The sequence below is a fragment of the Oribacterium sp. FC2011 genome (assembly GCF_000701645.1).
Taxonomy (GTDB): Bacteria; Bacillota; Clostridia; order Lachnospirales; family Lachnospiraceae; genus Oribacterium.
Map to the genome: position 1 here is coordinate 63,469 of NZ_JNJM01000007.1, position 21,488 is coordinate 84,956.

Consider the following 21,488-nt stretch of genomic DNA (forward strand, 5'->3'; position numbering starts at 1 on the left):
ATTACAGTGCTTTTCCACCGGACACCTTTATCACCTGTCCAGTGATCATTCGTGCCTGTTCGCTTGAAAGAAACAGTATGGTTTCCGCAATATCCTGTGGCTGTATAAGTTTTCCCATAGGAATCAGAGGAATGACCACCTTTTCAAAATCCTCATCTATCCATCCGGTTTGAGAGGGTCCAGGAGCAACACAGTTTACTGTGATTCCATATTTTGCTACTTCAAGAGCAATGCTTCTGGTCAGAGCTTCCAATGTTGCCTTACTTGCACCATAAGTGATCTGACCTGCAAAAATCTGGGCGGCATCGGTAGAGATATTGATGATTCTTCCATAATCACCATGGTGCCTTACAAATTCCCGGATCATCAAAATACTTCCACGAACGTTAACTGCAAATGTATCATCAATCACATTTTGTGTAATCGTTTCGATCGTGTCACATCCGGTTTCATCATCAGTTGCAGCATTATTCAGCAAAATATCTACCCGGCCATATTTTTCTATGGCTGCAGAATAGATATCCTTTACCGCTTCCTCATTTGAAATATCACTTTCCAAAACAAGGTAGTCAGCATTCATTTCCTTAAGTCTATCTTCCACCGCTTCTGCGGTTCCTGCATTTGCTCCGTAGTATCTGTCTGCGCCGTTTTTATCCATCTTTGTCGCATCAAATGGTCTGAAGACTTTTTTATAAACCAGGACAAGCTTTGCCTCTTCACGGGCAAATGCAAGCGCAGTCGTCGCTCCGATTCCCCATGGGTTATTGGCTCCGGTAATTATTGCTACTCTGTCTTTTAGGCCGTAATCTACCATATTGTCACCTCTGGAAACCACGTTTTCTATATATGCCATAACTCTTTTAACAACACTATAATATCACAGATTTTTCCTGACCGGATAAATCCTCCGGTTATCATTAAAGCTATAAGAAAATACCCTTTTTAAAAAAATGGCATCTTCAAACTCCCTTATGGGCTGTCTCTTTAGATAATTATAAGAATAATGCTCTCCTGTAAAATTGACGGAAGGTTGACCACATTGGTATCATGTTATTATCTCGGGCTAAATAGCCTTGAAGCATTGTGCGTGTTGAAATCAGAAAGGAATTAGTTTCACTATGACAACCATAAAAAAGAATGAAACACAGTCCCTTATTGAACGGACAAATCAGACAGATCTGGTTTTTCCTTTTATTCCGGTATCCGAACAGATCCATGCTCACGCGCTTCTCTCGCCTGATAAAACTGCAGTTATCTGCATGGGAAAAGCACTCAGCTATGGCAGGCTGGATTGTCTCTCCAACATAGTAGCCAATTTACTTATCAAAAAAGGTGTTGGCCGTGACGTTCTGGTAGGCATATTGCTGGAACGTACAGAATTTGCCTATGTAGCGGAGCAAGGCGTGTTGAAGGCACACGGGGCTTTTCTTCCCTTTACTGTTTCCTATCCGGATGAACGAATTCTGTTTAGCATGGAAGATGCCTCCGCCACCATTCTGCTGACAAGCAGAAACCTGTGCGAAGAACGGACGGCTCTGTCCGAAGGCAGCTTTGAAGTCCTGGCTGTGGAGGACATCCTTGAAACACAGACCGATGACACCTATCCCTCGGCGGAGGGAATCACGTCCGGCGATCTGGCCTACTGCATCTATACCTCCGGCTCCACTGGACGTCCCAAGGGCGTCATGATCGAACAGGGAAATCTTGCTAATTACGTGCATCGAAACGAAAAATCCGTTGAAATCATGCACTACGCCCAACCCGGCCGCATCACACTGGCGATGGCCGCATTCTCCTTTGATGTTTCGATCGTGGAACAATTTGTACCGCTATGCAATGGGAATACCGTGTGCCTTGCGACATCAGAGGAAATCCATGATCCCTTCCTTCTGGCAAAGACAATCCAAGACAACCACGTCAACGGCATCACCTGCACCCCAACGTTTCTCTCCAATATCGTGGGGATACCTGCGTGCGCTCAGGCGCTCAGACAGATTGAGTTCTACGATGTCGGTTCGGAGGCCTTCCCGAAGAATCTGTACATGAAGCTGCGCGCCCTGCGGGAAGACAGCGTGATTATGAACGTATACGGACCGACCGAGTGTGCCATGGGGTGTGCGGCCGTCGTAATGAGGCCGGATGAAGAGGTTACCATTGGTGGACCCATCGTTAACACACAATTCTTTGTCATGGATGCCGATGGAAACAGCCTTGACGTCGGTGAGAAGGGAGAGCTGATTATCTGCGGAGCCTGCGTCGGGCGCGGCTATGTAAATCTGCCTGACAAAACAGCTAAGGCATTTTTTACCTATCGAGGTATGCGCGCCTATCACAGTGGTGATCTCGCCTCATGGACGGAGGACGGACGTATCTGTATCTTGGGTCGAATCGACAATCAAGTTAAGCTGAGAGGCTTTCGCATCGAGCTTGACGAAATCGAACGTGTCATGGGCAGCTACCCCGATATCAAGAGTAGTGCCGTTAAGCTCTGCCATGGCGACACGGATTACCTTGCGGGTTATATTACCTCTGCGGATTCAGTCAATCTGGACGAGCTAAAGGCCTTTATGGGCAAACGACTGCCAGATTACATGATCCCGTCGGTCATTATACAGATGGACAGACTCCCGGAGACTGTAAACGGTAAGGTAGACAAAAAGGCTCTTCCCGATCCACAGCCAACTCAGAATGAACGGAATGTGACCGCTCCGCGGAATGATACTGAGCGCATGCTGCTGGATACCTTTGCTGAGGTTCTGAATCTGAAGCCTGATCAGATCAGTGTAGAAGATGATTTCTTTGAGCTGGGCGGAGATTCGCTGCGAAGCATGGTCCTGACTTCAAAACTTATGGATTACGGCGTGACCAGTGCAGACATCTATTCGCTGCGAAGCATCGAACGCATCGCCGCCATGCTTCTGAAAACGGAAAAAGGGATAAGTCTGGATGAAATCGAAGCACAGGCGCGGAAAAAACCTCACTATCTCAGCGCCATGCAGACAAAGCTTATTGATTATCAGTTTGCAAAGACCCATTCCACTATGTGGAACAATATGTACTATCTGTTCCGCTTTAATAGAAAGATAGATCCTGAACGCTTGCGGAAAGCGGTCAATCAGGCCATTCATCATCATCCTGCTCTGTCGATGAAAATTGGATTTGACGAGCAAGGGGAACTGGTCCAGACCTATTGCCCTGAGATGCTTCCCGAAATTCAGTTTGAAACGTGCACCGATATGGACATTATCCGCATGAAGGACGAATTGGTTAAGCCCTTCCCTATGTTCAACTCACCACTGCTGCGGGTACGCATGTTCCTTACCGGACGATACAGCTATCTCTTCTATGATGTCCACCACCTGGCAATGGACGGGGCCTGTATCGGTCTAATCATGTCCAGTATAGTCAAAGCTTATCACGGCGAGCCGCTTCCCCCCGACTATTACTGTGCATACCTTAACAATGAAGACAATATTCGCAAGTCGCCGAAGTATCTGGAGGACAAGGATTATTTTGAGAAAAAGTACGACGGATATGACTGGTGCCATATTCCCGAACCGGATAGGGAGGAATCCGTTCCCACGGCGGCAGGCCGCGTAATCCGTTTCCCCTTTGACGCTTCTGATCTTGAGGAGGCTGAAAAACGGCTGAACACCACAAGAAGTGTCATAGCTATTGCTGCGGCCATTTTAACCCTGCATGAGACCAGCGGCAGGAATGACATCATGACCAACTGGATCTTCAACAATCGTCTCGGCAGCTTTGCGTCCGATTCCGTAGGAATGCTGATAAAAAATCTGCCGGTTGGTGTCCACATGAATCAGATACACAGCCTGGAGGAGCTGATTGTCGAAATAAAACGGCAGGTAGCGGATGGTATCTCCCACTGCAGCTATGACTATTTTGCCGCTCAGGATTCCGCATTTTACAACGATCCTATGGAGGTTAACTACCAGCAGAACATGAATGCCGACGAGCTTGCATCTCTGTATCCATTGCAGATTGAACTGGAAAACCGTCACCATGCTCCCGGTGCGCGTCTGGAGTTGGAATTCCTGGAAAACGACGATAACAGCGGCCTTTTTGATTCCGAAATAGAATGGGCTGCCAATTGCTTCTCAAAAGAAAAAATACGAGATTTCCATGACCGTTATATAGACCATTTTGAACGTATAGTGCTGGAAGGTGCAGACGAGTGGGAGGAAAAAGATGAAAGAGATTAAGCTATCCGATCATTTTACCTACACAAAGCTGCTGCTCTTTGCCATGCCGACCATCGGCATGATCTTGATCTCCATAACCTATGATGTGGTTGACGGTTACTTTGTCTCAAACTACATAGGCAAGACGGGTTTTTCCGCTATAAATATCATCTATCCATTTCAGCTGCTTCTGTCCATGGTCGGCTATATGTTCGGTTCGGGAGGAAGCGCGCTGATTGCAGCTGAGCTGGGCAACGGAAAGCCGGAGAACGCCAATCGTTATTTCACCGCAATCATTAAGACAGCGGTCATAATAGGTATCTTGATGACCGTGCTCGGCATATGGTTTTTGCGCCCGGTAGCAGTGCTGATCGGCGCAACACCGGAGATTCTGGAATACGGACTTCCTTACGGCCATACCCTCTTCCTGTTTCTGCCCATCATGATTTTAGGTTACACCTTTCAGAGCATCCTGATCACAGCTGAAAAGCCGAAACTAGGATTTTACATCTCTCTTGGGAACCTGTTCAGCAATCTGTTGTTCGATTGGCTCTTTGTGGCCGTTTTTCATTGGGGAATGGTAGGTGCTGCCGTAGCCACCGGAATCGGTGCCTGTCTGAACGGCCTGATTCCCCTGATTTACTTTGCAAGACCGAATTCGAGTTCCATTCACTTTTGCAAGGGACGAGTTCAGCTTAAACCGCTTTTGAAAGCCTATGGAAACGGATCCTCCGAGATGGTTAATGACATGTCGACATCGCTGATTTTTGCCCTTTACAATTTTCAGCTGCTCAGAATGCTGGGCGAGGATGGTGTTGCAGCTTATGGTGTGACAATCTTTGTCGAGGGGATTTTCGCCTCTGTATTTTATGGTCTGGCAATGCAAACCACCTCCATCGTAGGTTACCACTTTGGCGCGCAAAATTACCCGGAACTGAAAAACCTGCTGAAAAAGGGACTCATACTGAACATTGTTTTCGGCATGTTGATGTTTGTCCTGGCACGGGTCACCGCGCCTGCGATCTCCAAAATTTACGTCGGCTATGATGAGACGGTCTATAGACTGTCAATCCACGCACTGAGTATGTATGCCTTTGCTTTTCTGCTCCAGGGCTTCAACGAATATGCTTCCGCTTATTTTACCGGACTCAATAATGGATTAGTATCCGGGCTCCTGGCTTTTTTCAGAACCTTTATTATTCAGACAGTGTTGATTTTAGTCCTGCCTGAGTTTCTCGGTACAGACGGCTTATGGCTTGCTCAGGCGGTTACAGAGCTTTTGGCATCTATGATTGCGATTTTTTTCTTCATCACACGCAAAAGCGAATACTGCGGCCCCTCACATGAGCTATCGAAGAATCGTTAACTGAGTATGTAAACTTGCTGCTCATAAAAACAAAATTGTGGTATTCTTATTTGACAATGGACCAGGGAGACGGAAAAATGCTATTTGATATGACTTTTCCGTCCCCCAGGCTCATCAGATCTGCCCCATCACATTAACCATTTTGATGGCTCCTACAGCGCAGTCATAACCTTTGTTTCACGCAATGGATAAAAATGTTTCACAGTTTTCTTAAATACTATATATTGTATCATTAACCTTATTAATATCATTATATTGTGCTTTGATTCTACTTATTCTCTTCAATATTTCTATGTTTCACGCTACTGTCATCCATCATTTTACGCTAAATATTTTATAAACTTTATAATTATTTTACATTTATACCATATGTGTTTAATTATATTCTGAACGCTCGTTTGTGAACCCGGTTCAAACTTGTCACACCTCTCTTCTCTATTATTATATATATTTATTTGATCACTATACATTTATATTACTAATATATTTATTCGAACAAAATCTGTTTGTAATATATTATTCGAATATTATGTTGCAGACATAGAGATTAAAGGTGAAATAATCACATCGTCATTCAGTGTTTATTTAATCTAAACTTATCATATTTATATTGATCAATTTCGAATTCATTTTTGTGTTAAAGTTGTTTTGACTCAATATCCGGCAAACCGAGTGTGAACCGAGTTCACGAACGCATGTTCTTGAACTCGGTTCACATAGTTTAGTCGATCACCTACCTTCACTCATCCCGAAATATAATTAAATCATCACACAAAAATCAAATCACTCTTAAACAGCAATTATGTAAAACAACATCAGGATAATAAGAAAACAAAAACGCTTATCTTTAAACTAAATATTAATCGGTTTTTAAAACCAACAATTTAATATTAATACATTCAGACCTTTATTGTTATCCACTTAAGATTTAATACAACCTAAGATTAAATACAAACATATCAAAACAAAATAATATAATCACAAATAAATCCAGATAAATACAAATCAATATAATGACTATATTCAAAAATGAAAATCAGAAACGTTTATAATCAAAATCTATTCCTGCAGAATATCTAGAAAAAAAATAATTGTATATAAACTGGTATAGGACTAAATCTCAACAGAAATAGAACAATCAAAATATTTATACCAAAAATATTTCATTTATGCAAAAAATACAGTATAATAAATGTGATATGTTATTTTATAGAACGTTTGTGCGGAGGAATAAATGAGCATTATTTGTGCATTCAATAAAAAGGGCGGCGTAGGTAAGACAACCAGCTGCGTAGAACTTGCATGTGTACCTACACTGGTAGGTAAAAAATCCCTCATAGTCGATATGGACTGCCAGGGTAATTCAAGCCAGGTATACAGAGCTTTTAACGAAGAAAATCCTGACATAACAGATTTGCTTTTCGGTGATGCCACACTTGAAGAAGTGCTGGTACATTCAGAATTCGGAGTAGATGTACTTCCCAATAACAAGCATGTAAAAAGACCGGACCAGTTCTTTTATTCAAACGGCTATCAGGAAAAGGATCTTTTCAGACTTAAAGAAGTTCTGGATAAGGTAAAAGGAGACTATGACACCATAATCATTGACAATAACCCTGCAGCCGACAGCTTTTCTGATATGTCATTGATAGCATCTGATTACGTACTTATCCCGGTTGACTCTGCGAATTTCTCTTACGATGGAATAGCAGATGTAATACAGGACTATTACAGAATACAGGCAGATTACAACAGTGAATTACAGATCATAGGTGTACTCCTTGCCCATGTAAAGGCAAGAACCACTCTGGTACGTCAGAAGTATTCAGCATATGATGCAATGTTCCAGAATATAGCATTAAAATCAGTTATAAGAGACGATAACAATATCGCAGAATCACTTTCCAGATATATGCCTATTTACTATTACGATAAAAAGACCAATGCAGGAACCGACTACATAAATGTCGCTCAGCAGTTGTCTTTGATCGACCTGGATGACTACAAGAAACTCCTCAGAAAATACTCAAATGCCAAAACAAGATTTGAGATGGATAAGCGTTAAAAATTCTTCGAAACAAGAATGGTATTACAGTCTTTAACAAGGTTGATCGCATCTGCATCTTAGTTTCGGATATTAAGGCTCAAAAAAAAGTATTTACAAATTAGGAGGAGTTAAATGGCAGCAAAAAAAGATGCCGCACCCCTTGGATATAACAACGCGGCTATATTATTTCAAAATACACAAAAGAAGCTTGATACAGTAAGTCTTGACCTCGGTAACGGTTCAAAGATTGAAATGATCCAGTACGAAAAACTGGTCACCTTCCCTAACAACAGAGATATTGACGATACAGATATTGATATATTCTCGGAAAACATCGAAAGAAACGGATTTCAGTCAGCCATCGTTGTAGCGAGAGAGTTTGACGGCGGAGAGGAAAGAACAGGTAAGGCAACCGGTAACTATATAATCATTTCCGGACACAGAAGATATGCAGCATTTTCTCTGATACTTGAAAGAAATCCTTCTTTCATGCACAGAAAGCTTCCGGCATTGATCCTTAGGGACGATATCCCCTGGACAGAACTTGAGGAGTTAAATCTCCTTATGAACTATGATGCTGTATCAGAGTCTTCACATCCCGGAGATATGAGAAAAAGAGTTTCCAGACTTATGGAACTCCTTCAGAGCAGAGGCATCGAAAAAAAGCTGTATGACAGGATAGCAGAGAAACTTTCCATTTCTTCAAGACAGATAAGAAAGTATGATTCCATCAACAAGAATCTCATCGTCGGTCTCCAGACATTGCTTGATGAAGAAAAGATTTCTATTAATCAAGCAAACCAGTATGCATCACGAAGCATAGATGTTCAGAACTATATATTGAATTATATTAATGAACATGGCGAAGCAGTAACCGAAGACGAATATCAGCAGTTAAAATCTCAGGATGAAGAACGTCAGGCCGCACAGAAAGCTACAGAAGAAAAACTTCGCGAAAATGAGCAAAAGCTCAAGGAACAGGAGAACGAAATCCTGAGGTTGAAGAACAAAACCCTGGAACTAGAATCTCTGGTTAACAGCGATCAGGAAACCGACGAAAGCTCTTCACTTGAACTTATCAATACTCAGGCACAGCTGAGAAGAGCTAAGGAAAAAGCTGATAAATACCATAAGATCCTTAAAGAAGCCAAAGAAGCCGATGAGGAACAGCTCAATAAATCCATAGGTATTTCAGCTCCAATAGCTGTAAATGAAATGATATCCAAGATAAATGACAATGTCATAAAGCTGGTTAAACGAAAAGAGAAGAGAGGATATCAGTTCAGTAAGAATGATGTGCAAAAGATCAGAACCATAATTGATGATCTGCAGTCCCTGATTTCTGATGTATAGGAATTTGTATTCCGGCCATGATGAGGTTCAGGTTCAGGTTTATGCATTACCCGAATTCACAAAATAATTGATTCAGGTACAGAAGTTTCAAAACATAGAACACCAATGAAAGAAGACAGACTTCGTTCATTGGTGTTTTTTTAATCAGAGGATTGAGTCAAAACAACATAATCCTTGTTCGATTACAGAATTTAAAGAAACAATATACGTGTAAGACAACTACTACAACTACATAGACTTGAAAGTTAAGTAAATTTACGGTCTGAGAACCATATTGTAGTAGTAGATAATATTAATATATATATATTTTATTTATTTTATTATCTTATAGAAGAAATACCGTCAGAGTTGAGTATACGTACGTTGAAAAGAGAGTAGATATACGGAGAAAAGAGAGTATAAATACGTTAAACAGTGAGTGATAGTACGTAAATATTGAGTTTTTATACGGTAAAAAGCTTGAAATTACGGTAAAGTTGAGGAATTATACGGTATCTTTTCTATATATAAAGCAGCTGAAAAGCCGGACATCAATATAAAAGGTGAGTAAATTTACGGAAACATATTATGAAATGTGATTTGTTTTACGGTAAACCTGTAAAAGACAGATAAAAAAGGTTGAGTGATTATACGGTTCATTAAACTATAAGAAAAAAGCACGTAAAATCAAGGGTTTTTCAGATAAAGAATATGTCTGAAGTTGAGTAAATGTACGGTATCTTCCATAGTCAGGAAGTAACCAAAAGGTCTGAAATCATTAGAAAAGTTGAGTGAATTTACGGGAATTAAATAGAAGATTGATTAAGTTTACGGTGAATCAGAATAAACCCGGTATAAAAAGTTGAGTGATTTTACGGAAGTGTTGGTAAATATTACGGAATACCCTGCCTGAAATTGAGAGATTTGACGGTAGATTTATAGCAAAAGTTGAGTTATTATACGGCAATAGTGTTTTTGAACTGATGAAAGTATAGTAAATTTACGGTAAATAATATCCGCAGCGCTCGAAATTCTGAAGGTTGAGTAAATATACGGAGAAGATACGCCTTTAAGAGTACTGCATCAAGTGAAAGTTGAGTTCGCATACGGAAATTATAGAGAATTTACGTAAAAAGCCTGCCGAAAAGTGAGTGAAATTACGGAAGGTTGAGCAAAAATACGTAAAAGTTGAGTTAACTTACGGTATCAGAATCATTGAAATACACTTTATCTTACTTTACAATAGAATTTAATTAATAAGAGAGAATAATCCGTACGATCACTCAACTTTCCGAGAAGTACACTAATGGTATGTTAAACGAAGGTTGAGTAAAATTCCGTTCAGGAATTCAACGAATTACAGGAGTTTTTATTTTTATGGGTCACAGTATAGAAAAAGCTCGAAAGCAAAAGGTTGCCAAAAGCACAAAGATGGTTCAGGAGGGAAAATTCTCGCTTACATTGGTTGAAAGTAAAGCCGTAAATTACCTCATCTCCAAGATAAAACCCACGGATGATATCAACACGGTATATACCTTTAACTGCAGCGAGTTTCAGCAGATCATACATCGCAGTGCATCAGCCAATAAGCTGAGCTATACCAATACAAAGGCAATACTCAATGATATAGGACAGAAAACCTGGTGGATAACATTGGAAAGCGGTAAGGAAGCAATGGTCCACTGGCTTAATGTTGTGCATATGGATCCCGGAAGCGGTGATGTTGAGATAAAGTTCCATGAGGATATGTTTCCGTTTCTCTATAACCTTATGACAGACAAGGAAAAGTATTACATTGCCCCCCGTCTTGAAGAGACTTCTCTTATGACACATAAGTACAGTCCGAGAATCTTTGATCTTTTGAGATCCTATCAGTTCAATAATAAGACCTGGACATTTGAGCTTGGAACAGGTACGGACAATGACTTTATGAGGAAGATAGCGGATTGGGAACCGGATCCGAATAAAAAAGGAAAAAATGTAGCGAAGATCCCTAAGAGCTGGTCTAAGTTCTCATTTTTTGAAAGAGATGTACTTGCTCCTGCGAGGGAAGAGATAAATCATTATACAGATATAAAAATTGCGTACGAAGCGTTGAAAACCGATGCCATGGGAAAAAAATACCGTCGTCCTGTGCGTATTAAATTCCTGATGCTTGCAAAGACCAGTGGAGAGTTGAAGGAAACCCAGAGCATACTGGATTCAGAGTATAATGGTAACTTTGACAACATCATCGATGATACAGAACCTCATCAGATGACCCTTGAAGAGTCATTTTTCTCTCAGGATATCATGGAGATGGATAAGGAAGAAGAGGTCTTTACCGTTGATGAAGTGGTAGAAGAAGCCGCTAATGCTGAAGAGCTTGCCGAAAAGAGAGCTGATGAGACGGTTTATCCGATCTTTTACATGGCAACTTACAAGGATTTTACAGAGGCCCAGATTGAAAATCTTTATCATGCATGTATAAAGAATCTTGAGCCGGGACAAATCCGGGTTGATGCTTATGATGCCTGGGCTACAGACTACATGTCTCACTACTTTGACTGGATAAAAGCAACACCGGATGATACAAAAACTACAACCTATAAGCGGCTGCTGGCAAGCCTTGTAAATGATTACGAACAGATAGCACAGAAGCCAACAATGTGGGATAAGAAGGGATAAAATGGCAAAGTTTAAAGAATATAAAAACGGAATAGTCGGAAAAAGACATGGAATTTACTATGTTGTGTCAGGTGATGGAGTATCCTTTGACATCATAGACAAGGAAAAAAACTTAATAGAAAGTGGTTTTGCCAGTGTCGGGGATGCCGAGTGGAGGATTGAAAAGATTACTGCGGATGATGAACTTCTGAAGTATATTGATGATGCGTCACAGATGACCATAGGGCAGCTTACCGGAAAGATGATGGAGATTTTTAATACCTGGGATGGCAAGGTGATGCCGAAGGAAGAAAAAAGAAAGCTTTCCATAGTTGAAACAATAAGAAATAGAAAAGCTAAGAAAATGGCTATATAAAAAGAAGGGGAGCTTGCTCCCCTTCTCAATTATCGGGTCTAGATTATAAAAACTGTATGGAATCTTTCTACTGATCATTTACCTGACCGATGATCACGCAATTCTCTGAATTTTCTGTTTTGCTGATGGCTTCAGGATCATCCTTGATCTTGAAGTGTTCGCTTAGCGGCATGGCCATGATCTTTGTGGTTTTGCTGAATTCGTTGTAGGAAAGAAATACAAAGAAGTCATCAATTTCCATCTTTTCGGGATCCGGAATGCTTTTATACAAAACAAGCTCATGAATAGCCAGAAGCAGGATGAAGAAAGGACAGGCAGTGAAAAAAAACTGATACAGATCATAAGCCTCAAAGAATCTGAACTTCTCATAATTAAGGGAAATCTGGTAGGCTCCGTACATCATCAGGAGAATAAAAGCATAGGCACAAAGGTAACGCTTTTTAATCTTATGAAATTCTTTGTGCATGTCGGTACGGACTTTGTACTCTTCTTTCCATTTTTTATAAAGCTGGTTTCGTTGTTCGGCGTTGATCTGTAGTTGCATATGTTATCCCCCTCCCAAAAACCGATCCTAAAGGTGACAAATCATAAATCATAGAATGCATAATCGTTAAAAATAAAACGAATAATGCATAGAAATGAAGTATATTTATAATAGCGTCAAAACCAAACGAAATATTACGAAATTAGAAAAATTTCATAATAATATAATCTCTCGTTTATCATTTTCGGGGATATTCGGGAGATCGGTATTAAGAACGGAAAATCAGGGATAAAAAATAATAAAAATACAAAAACATCTGATTATCGGAGTAACAATGAATAATTATACTTTTTTTGCAACTATATCCAGAATGAAATATATCGAGAGATGGGCACTTATGAGGAACTCCCGTCCGGAAAATCTCAGTGAACATGCAGTCGAAGTTTCTATGATCGCCCATGCATTATGTATAATAGGTAATGTAAGATACGGGAGACATCTTGACGGCGAAAGAGCTGCACTAATCGGCATCTATCACGATGCCTCTGAGATCATTACCGGAGATATGCCCACTCCTGTAAAGTATTATAATGAAGAAATAAAGCATGCTTACAAATCGGTTGAACGTATAGCAGAGGATCATCTTCTGGAAAGACTTCCCGATGATTTGAGACCGGCGTTCAGCAGCATTTTCAAGCCAAATAAAGATGATGAAGATGAAATGTATATGCGTAAGCTGGTGAAAGCAGCCGATAAATTATCGGCACTGATCAAGTGCATTGAAGAAGAAAGATCCGGCAATAAAGAGTTCATTACAGCACAGAAGTCAACATTGAAAGCCCTGGATAAAATGAAGGAAGAGTGTCCTGAAGTAAAGGATTTTATGGATGAATTTTTGAATTCCTATGGCAATACACTGGATGAACTGGCACTGTGAGTGATGACATTTCCCGTGTTTAAGCTTTGCGGCGATACATCATCGAGGTTTTAGTCGTGTGAAGTTTCAACGGCAGGCATGGGGATCCAAACTGTAGTTTTCACATTAAAAAGGTATCTGATATGGCATATTTTGGAAAATTTTATCTGGATAAGGAAAAGGATGTTATCGTAACTTTAAGTATGAATGACGATGTGATGTCCTACATACTTGAGACACCAAACCACGGCACCGGAAATCTGATAACAAATTTTGCCAAGGTGTGTGATCTTCCCATTACTTATAATTCAGAGGGACTTAAGGTGATCGAAGGCATGGTCCCTTGTTATTTTAATGGAGAAAATGAAAAGGTCTACATACTCAGGATGGGAGATACCAAGGTTGCCAATATCTATCCCGACGGGACTATCGAGAGAAAGGCCTATGTGCCTGCAATCGCCAAAACTCTAATGAGTCAGACAAAGGGATATCTTCTGGACATCAGGAAGACTCTGGTAAAGACCTACATCAGAGAGGATGTGAAATTCCATACGGATCTTCATACCCACAGAAGTGCAAACCTGAGCCCGGATATTCTCATCGCCATGGGCATCCATCATCAGATAAGGTATCCGTACTATTACATCAAAAAGCTGGGACTTAAGATCACTCCCGAGCAGCGTGAAGCTCTGGAGGAGCAGAGAAAGAAGGTCGCCGTAAAATTTAAAAACAGCGGACTTCAGGGCAAATATCTCGAAAGAAAAATAGATGACAACACAGAGATCAATTTTGCTGATCTGATCCTTAACAATATTTCCGGAAGCCGTTATAACATTCCGAAGATAAGAGCATCCCTTGCGGTGATGAAGGATGGTCAGGCGGTTTTCACTAATCTTGAGAAAGTATATATTTACAGATATGTATTCACAAAGGGAGTGGAAGCCCGGAAGAAAATAAAGATAAAGGATATTGAGTCTGTACCGGATAAAGATATCGTTAATGCTCTTAAGCAGATGGAGCAGGACAGGAGAAATCCGGATTACGCTGACAACACTCTGTATCAGGATAAGCTTCTCTGGACTGCAAGAGCTTACCAGAAAAACGGAATCGTTTATGCCGAAATTTCGGATACCGCCCTTGTGAAGAAAGAGGAAGCGGCAGAGACCTTACAGCAGATACATGAGGTTATGCCGAAGATCACCAGAGAAACCGGCGTAACACTGAGATTCCTTGCCGCTCTCAGGCGTATCCCTCTTACTATTTTGAAGGACCAGGTAGCCCGCGGTAATTATTTCACTGAGAATCTTCAGGTGCTGAAGGCCGTGGCTGTGGATCCGTATATTGCGGGCAGCGATTTTGTAGGCGAGGAGATCAATGATATCCTTGAACTGAAATCGGTTATCGGAGCCATCGTTAAAATCGCGAAGGATATTCCGTCCTATGTTGTCAGGATCCATGCCGGTGAAAATGACTCCCTTCCGGATAATGTTTTCAACAGTATTAAATGCGTTGAGGAAGCATTGGCAGAGGATCAGAATTTTCCTCATATGAGAATAGGTCACGGACTTTATACTGCGGATCTTGATACGGAAAAGGGAAGGGAGCTTATCAGAAAGCTGTGTGAGCTGAAGGTTGTGCTGGAATTCCAGATCACTTCCAACGTTCGTCTCAATAACCTTTCAACACTTGATACCCACCCGCTCAAACAATACTTAAACAGCGGCATTTCCTGCATACAGGGAACAGACGGCGGAGCACTTTACGGAACGGATTCCATTGACGAACAGCTGTCTCTTGAGCGTATGCTGGACCTTAACCATAAGGACTTTTTAAAGATGCGTAAGGCGGAGGATGCCATACTCAGTAAGTCTATGTTTGAGTTTAATGAAAAGATCCAGAAATTCTATGCAATGTGCAAGGGTATGTCACCGGAAGAATTCCTGAAGGAAAGGATCGATGCCGAGTCAGAGTCGTTTATGGACCTTGACGGCGGAGAAAGAAAATATGACAGCGCCCTTGAATTCAAGGATAAGATAAAGGAGATGCCGGAGGACCTCATTCCTGTAGTTATTGCCGGAGGAAGTTTCAATAATGCACACCACGTGACAAAGCTCCGTGAACAGGAATGCGCCTTTCTTGATGACCTTATAAATAAGGGAGATCCCGGCAAGATGTTTTTCGTTGTGGGACCTTCCATGACTGGCTATGAAAAGTATGTGCTGGAACAAGCCGGTGACAGATATCAGATTTTTGTTTTTGTGCCTGCTACGACCACCGAAGAAGAGATGAATAAGCTGAGGGAAGCCAATGTCGGAATCCGGGTGTCCATAGAATCATCTCCGCTTGGTACCTACAAGAGCTTTGCCTATGAAATATTCAAACGACGTCAGTCCGTTATGATAGCTCTGGATGGAAACAGTGCAGCATGCAATCTCATGCAGGATGCGAGAAACAGCAAGTATGAAAGCAGGATATTTGTTGATTCACGTGCCAAAGTCCTGAAGGCAAAGGCAGATTCGCTGCAAGGATACATTACCTATATTAAAGATGGTGATAATGCTGACGAGATACTTGGATATGTAGACAGGTATCTGGGAGCATTGGAAGAATTAGATTAAGGCTTAAAATGGAAGTATGAATGCTCAACCTTCAGAATATATTGATCATTTAGCAGTGATTGTGAAGGTTGAGTGAATTTACGGTTAAAAGGGGTGATAGTATGATCAGGCATCTTGCGTGTGCTAAAAACAAAAAAAGAAAGAAATCCCGGTTTCATATGTTAGCTGCCCTTCTTTCCCTGACCATCATTTCCGGATGTATGACATTGTCATCATACGCTGTGGAGGACGAGGATGATCCAAATTATGACGGAGTCGTAGATGTAGCGGCGCTGGGCGGTGCAGCCAGATTCGGCAGCCCGGTGTCTAATCCTGCACATGCCGCGGGCATCCTGGAAGCACAGGAAGCTGCGGTTTTGCATGGAGTAAGAAACAGATACATGATATGTCCTGATGGGATTGAAAGGTATTTTGATGAGAACGGGGAGATGGTGAGAGACCGTCTCGTTCCGGACAGAACTGCCTATGTTGACATTGACGGTGTAAAGCTTAATCCTCAGGACAATAACATTAACAAGACCTTTATGAAATATGCCAGCCATGGAAGAAGAGCTATTGCCTATGACAAGTCTTCCCACTACCTGGAGGTTTGGGAAAACGGAAATGTTATAAAATCCTATATGGCAACTGCGGGGGCGGGTGAAGGCAACAAGGAAAAACAGGGGGATTATAAAACTCCTGTGGGATACTATTACATATGTGAAATGAAAGTGTCTGATGCCCTGAAAGAGGAAATGAAGGTAAACTATCCGAACATAGTGGATGCAGAGAATGGACTGAAAAAAGGCATCATAGGGCAGTCAACATTTACTGAGCTCCTGAATGAAAACCGGAATCTGGAGAAACCTTCCGGAAAGACAGGACTCGGTGGAGGTATCGAGATCCATGGTAACGGCCAGCTCATGGATGCCACCCGGGGGTGTATCGGAGTTAAGAACGAGTGGGTCAGAGACATCTATGATGTGATGGAGCTTGGGGACAGAGTTTATATAGTTGAGTGACAGGAAAGAGTTAAAAACAGAGACATCTGTATGTCAGATTAAAAAACAAAGGGGTAATGGAATAAGTATGAAGAGGCTGAACATTTTTTTGATTTTGGCAGCAGCGGGAGCACTGATGGCAGAAGCTGCCGCCTGCAATGCAGCGGGGATTCCTGAGGTAAATGGGAATACAGAAACAGCGGCTGAGGAGACGGCTGATATTTCGGAAGAGTCTGATGGAACATCTGACGGAGCTTCAGGCGAGCAGGATAAGATCGTAATCGAGAGCGATAAGATAGAGAGAGCAAAATTTGAGTTCCCTTATACTTCGAGAGTACTGACGGCTGTAAACGTTCACGCTGATTCCGAAAGTGATTCTGAAGTTCTGGGAATACTTGATGAAAACGCTGAAGTGGTGGTAGAGCGAAATATCGAAGGTTGGGAACAGTTCAGTTTTGACGGAAAAACCGGATATGTTCTTAAGAAATATCTGATACCTGATCAGTATGTGGCCATGAACAATCAGTTCCTGGAGTCACCGGTGGATATAAGCTGGATCGATCCCTCAAAGCCTATGATAGCTCTGACCTTTGATGACGGACCCAAAGCTGATGTTACAAACCGCATACTGGATTCCATTCAGAATAACGGAGGTCATGTGACTTTCTTTATGCAGGGAAGCAGAGTTGTGGGTGAAAACAATGACTGTGTAAAGAGGATGGTGGAGCTTGGATGCGAGCTCGGAAACCATACCTATACACATAATTACCTTGATACCATCCCTCTTGAGGATATAAGAACCGTCATCCGGCAATGTGACTATATGGTGGAGGAGACCGTGAAAGTCGCGCCCACAGTTTTCAGACCACCGGGAGGAAACCGTACCGCTGAGATCAATGCCAAGGTAGGAGAGCTGGGACTTCCCATGATCATATGGTCAGTGGATACGCTTGATTATTCAACCAAGGACCCGGATAACACCATAAAGGTAGTGCTTGAACAGGCTAAGGACGGAGACATTGTACTCATGCATGACACCTATGCTGAAACGGCCACAGCAGCCGAGTATCTCATTCCTGCTCTTCAGGAGAAGGGGTTCCAGCTTGTGACTGTAAGTGAAATGGCTAAGGCAAAAGGATATGATATGGTTCCAGGTACTGAAGTATATCATATGAGGGGATAACATTATCCCATATATTTAAGTTAAGCAGAAAAGGTGGTCAAATTTGTGGCCATCTTTTTTATTTTATGAAATCAGTAAGATATTCGTTGAGGTTATTAATAAAAAAATTTTTATGTTAAAAATAACTAATTGTAATACTTTATATTGTTTGAGGAAATATAGTTTGCTATACTCGTGTTATGCGGCGTTAAAGCATAAAAGTGCTAAAGTGCGTGTGGATACTACATATGGCTTAAATATGACTATATATAGTATCTATTCACAAAAGAAGGAGGAAATTGTATGAAAAGAATTGCAAAAGTCATGGCATCTGTTCTTTTGCTCTCAACAGTTCTCACAGCCTGCGGAAGCAGTAACGGAGGAGCAACTATTGAGACAGTAGCAAAGACAGAGGCTGCAACAGAGGCTGCCAAGGATGACAAGGCAGAGACTGAAGCTGCAACTGAAGCTGCAGAAGCAGATTCAGACTACCACATCGGTATCGTAACCGGTTCAGTTTCACAGTCAGAGGATGACAGAAGAGGAGCTGAAGCATTCCAGGCTAAGTATGGTGAGGACAGAGTTATCCTTGCTACATATCCTGATAACTTCACAGAGGAGCTTGAGACAACTGTTCAGACCATCGTTAACCTTTCTGATGATCCTGAAATGAAGGCAATCATTGTTAACCAGGCTATCCCGGGAACAACAGAGGCATTCCGTCAGATCAAGGAAAGAAGACCTGACATCATCTGTATCGCAGGTGAGTCACATGAGGATCTTCCTGAGATCGGAAGCGCGGCAGACCTTGTATGTAACAACGATTTCGTAGCACGTGGATATCTCATTATCCGTACAGCTCACGAGCTTGGCTGCGATACTTTCGTTCACATCTCATTCCCTCGTCACCTTTCATACGAGACCATGAGCCGTCGTGTTGCTATCATGAAGGCTGCTTGTGAAGAGTTTGGTATGAATTTCGTAATGGAGTCCGCTCCGGATCCTACAACTGACGTTGGTGTACCTGGTGCCCAGGCTTACATCGCTGAGCACGTTCCTGAGTGGGTTGAGAAGTATGGTCAGAATTCAGCATACTTCTGTACAAACGATGCTCACACAGAGCCGCTTCTCAGAGGACTTCTTGAGAACGGCGGATACTTCATCGAGGCTGATCTTCCATCACCTCTTATGGGATATCCGGGAGCACTTGGACTTGACCTTACAGAGGAAGCAGGAGATTTCACAAAGATCCTTGCAAAGGTTGAGAGTGCAGTTGTTGAAAAAGGCGGTGCAGGCAGATTCGGAACATGGGCTTATTCATATGGCTACACAGTTTCTGCAGGTCTTGCACAGCATGCTATGAACGTTATAGACGGAAACAGCGAGCTTACAGATATCGACGATATCTCAAAGGCTTATGAGGAGTTCTCACCCGGAGCAGCTTGGAACGGTTCAAACTATACAAATGCTGATACAGGTGTTAAGGCTGACAATACATTCCTTATCTATCAGGATACATACATCATGGGCGATCCTGGTAAGTACATGGGATCAACAGAGATTGAGGTTCCTGAGAAGTACTTTACTACTAAGTAATTATTCAAAGGATGCTTTCAGATTGCGTCGCAAATAGGTTAGACCATTGTGGGGAGATATGGATATCTCCCCACATTTTTGGGCTAAACCATATCAGTATTCCAATAAGAAAGCATATTGAGAAAAGCTGATAGAAATCTCATTTTAGAAAGGTATTATAACAATGAGTAAAGCACCACTACTTGAAATGAAAAACATTAAGAAGGACTTTTTCGGGAATCAGGTTCTTTCAGACATTAACCTTACAATAGAAGAAGGTGAGGTTGTAGGTCTTTGCGGAGAAAATGGTGCAGGTAAGTCTACGCTGATGAAGATACTCTTCGGAGCGGATGTGATCCGTGAAACCGGAGGATACGGGGGAGAGATTATACTGGATTCCCAAAAGGTGTCATTTCAATCACCCTTTGACGCCATTGCTGCCGGAATCGGCATGGTTCATCAGGAATTTTCACTTATTCCGGGTTTTACTGCAACAGAAAACATATTACTGAACAGAGAATCAAAGAAAAAGAGCGTGCTGTCAGACCTTTTCAGTGACCGTATGGATACACTGGACAGAAAGGATATGGACAGACGTGCCATCGAATCCATTGAAAAAATGGGTGTCACCATAGATAAGAATATGCTTATAAGCAACATGCCTGTGGGACACAAACAGTTTACGGAAATTGCAAGAGAGCTTTCAAAAGAACAGTTGAAGCTGCTTATACTCGATGAGCCTACAGCAGTTCTTACAGAAAAGGAAGCGGAAGCTCTTCTTGATTCTATAAGGGGAATGTCCAAGAGAGGCATTGCCGTCATCTTTATCACACACAGACTTGGAGAGATCCTCGCGGTATGTGACAAAGTAGTAACTATGAGAGACGGTTACGTAGTAAATGAATCAGCTACAAAGGACACCAGCGTTCAGGACATCACTAAATGGATGGTTGGACGTGATGTTGCGGATTCAGATGTATCTTATGTAACTGAGGATACCGGTGCGGACAAAAACATTATCATGTCCATAAAAAATCTTTGGGTAGATATGCCGGGAGAGACTGTAAGGAATGTAAGCCTTGATGTAAGAGAGGGAGAAATCCTCGGAATCGGAGGACTTGCAGGACAAGGTAAGCTGGGTATCCCCAACGGAGTTATGGGACTTTATCAGTCAGGCGGATCGGTAACCTTTGAGGGTAAGGATATACCTCTTAACAATCCGAGAAAATGTCTCGATTCTTCTTTCGCATTTGTATCGGAAGACAGACGAGGCGTTGGACTTCTGCTGGATGAATCACTGGAGTGGAATGTTTCCTTCCCTGCCATGCAGATACAGGATAAATTCCTCAAAAAGTATCTTGGCGGACTTCTCAAGTGGAGAGATGATGCAGCCATCAGAGAAGTTACCGATAAGTATATAGAAGAGTTCAAGATAAAGTGCACCGGTTCAACACAGAAAGCAAAAGAGCTGTCAGGTGGAAACCAGCAGAAAATCTGTCTTGCCAAGGCATTTGCACTTGAACCCAAACTTCTTTTTGTAAGCGAACCTACAAGAGGTATCGACGTTGGAGCCAAGGCACTGGTTCTTGATGCATTAAAGAAGTTTAATAAGGAGCAGGGTGTCACCATCGTCATGGTTTCTTCGGAACTTGAAGAGCTGAGAAGAACCTGTGACAGAATAGCCATCGTATCCGGTGGTAAGGTGGCAGGCATACTTCCGGCAGGAGAGCAACTTGAAAAATTCGGTGAGCTCATGCTGAAAAACTGTTAAGGAGTAAATTGTG

At 41.9% G+C, this 21,488-nt stretch carries 14 protein-coding genes; 12 read left to right on the plus strand and 2 right to left on the minus strand.

Annotated features, from left to right (window positions below):
- Position 1: 1 nt before the first annotated feature.
- On the minus strand, positions 2 to 853 hold the full coding sequence (locus T357_RS0107150) for an SDR family NAD(P)-dependent oxidoreductase (RefSeq protein ID WP_049962326.1): 852 nt from the start codon (positions 851 to 853) through the stop codon (positions 2 to 4).
- A gap of 265 nt (positions 854 to 1,118) precedes the next feature.
- Between T357_RS0107150 and T357_RS0107155 the strand changes: the two genes are divergently transcribed.
- The 6 genes from T357_RS0107155 to T357_RS0107180 all read left to right on the plus strand — a co-directional run bounded on the left by T357_RS0107155 (position 1,119) and on the right by T357_RS0107180 (position 11,969).
- Entirely contained in the window at positions 1,119 to 4,223 is a 3,105-nt protein-coding gene (locus tag T357_RS0107155) for an amino acid adenylation domain-containing protein (RefSeq protein WP_031550273.1), read from the plus strand.
- Positions 4,210 to 5,568, plus strand: coding sequence for an MATE family efflux transporter (locus T357_RS0107160; protein WP_044916393.1), 1,359 nt, complete (start codon positions 4,210 to 4,212; stop codon positions 5,566 to 5,568). The genes T357_RS0107155 and T357_RS0107160 overlap by 14 nt, the downstream gene beginning before the upstream one ends.
- A gap of 1,234 nt (positions 5,569 to 6,802) precedes the next feature.
- Complete coding sequence (locus T357_RS0107165) at positions 6,803 to 7,633, plus strand: ParA family protein (protein WP_031550280.1); 831 nt, start codon at positions 6,803 to 6,805, stop codon at positions 7,631 to 7,633.
- A 114-nt stretch (positions 7,634 to 7,747) separates the two neighbouring features.
- Entirely contained in the window at positions 7,748 to 8,968 is a 1,221-nt protein-coding gene (locus tag T357_RS0107170; protein ID WP_031550283.1) for a coiled-coil domain-containing protein, read from the plus strand.
- A 1,356-nt stretch (positions 8,969 to 10,324) separates the two neighbouring features.
- A complete protein-coding gene (locus T357_RS0107175) occupies positions 10,325 to 11,614 on the plus strand; it encodes a replication initiation protein (RefSeq protein WP_031550286.1) in 1,290 nt (429 codons plus the stop codon).
- A gap of 1 nt (position 11,615) precedes the next feature.
- The gene (locus T357_RS0107180) at positions 11,616 to 11,969 is read left to right on the plus strand and encodes a hypothetical protein (RefSeq protein ID WP_031550289.1); all 354 of its coding nucleotides are present in this window, start codon (positions 11,616 to 11,618) and stop codon (positions 11,967 to 11,969) included.
- 67 nt (positions 11,970 to 12,036) lie between these two features.
- Here T357_RS0107180 and T357_RS0107185 read toward each other — a convergent pair whose 3' ends face one another.
- Positions 12,037 to 12,513: a hypothetical protein gene (locus T357_RS0107185; protein ID WP_031550291.1), complete on the minus strand. Its 477-nt coding sequence runs from the start codon at positions 12,511 to 12,513 to the stop codon at positions 12,037 to 12,039.
- 274 nt (positions 12,514 to 12,787) lie between these two features.
- Here T357_RS0107185 and yfbR point away from each other — a divergent pair, with 274 nt between their 5' ends.
- The 6 genes from yfbR to T357_RS0107220 all read left to right on the plus strand — a co-directional run bounded on the left by yfbR (position 12,788) and on the right by T357_RS0107220 (position 21,475).
- Positions 12,788 to 13,390, plus strand: a complete 603-nt coding sequence (yfbR, locus tag T357_RS0107190) for a 5'-deoxynucleotidase (RefSeq protein ID WP_031550294.1) — start codon at positions 12,788 to 12,790, stop codon at positions 13,388 to 13,390.
- A 122-nt stretch (positions 13,391 to 13,512) separates the two neighbouring features.
- Positions 13,513 to 15,987 carry an amidohydrolase family protein gene (locus T357_RS0107195; RefSeq protein ID WP_031550297.1) on the plus strand — a complete coding sequence of 825 codons (2,475 nt, stop codon included), beginning with the start codon at positions 13,513 to 13,515 and terminating at the stop codon, positions 15,985 to 15,987.
- A 101-nt stretch (positions 15,988 to 16,088) separates the two neighbouring features.
- Positions 16,089 to 16,988 carry a L,D-transpeptidase gene (locus tag T357_RS20135; RefSeq protein WP_049962327.1) on the plus strand — a complete coding sequence of 300 codons (900 nt, stop codon included), beginning with the start codon at positions 16,089 to 16,091 and terminating at the stop codon, positions 16,986 to 16,988.
- A 67-nt stretch (positions 16,989 to 17,055) separates the two neighbouring features.
- Positions 17,056 to 18,150 (plus strand): polysaccharide deacetylase family protein, encoded by a 1,095-nt coding sequence (locus T357_RS20140; protein ID WP_049962328.1) that lies wholly within the window; start codon positions 17,056 to 17,058, stop codon positions 18,148 to 18,150.
- 282 nt (positions 18,151 to 18,432) lie between these two features.
- Entirely contained in the window at positions 18,433 to 19,725 is a 1,293-nt protein-coding gene (locus T357_RS0107215) for a DUF3798 domain-containing protein (RefSeq protein ID WP_031550314.1), read from the plus strand.
- A 163-nt stretch (positions 19,726 to 19,888) separates the two neighbouring features.
- Positions 19,889 to 21,475, plus strand: coding sequence for a sugar ABC transporter ATP-binding protein (locus T357_RS0107220; RefSeq protein WP_031550317.1), 1,587 nt, complete (start codon positions 19,889 to 19,891; stop codon positions 21,473 to 21,475).
- Positions 21,476 to 21,488: the final 13 nt, after the last annotated feature.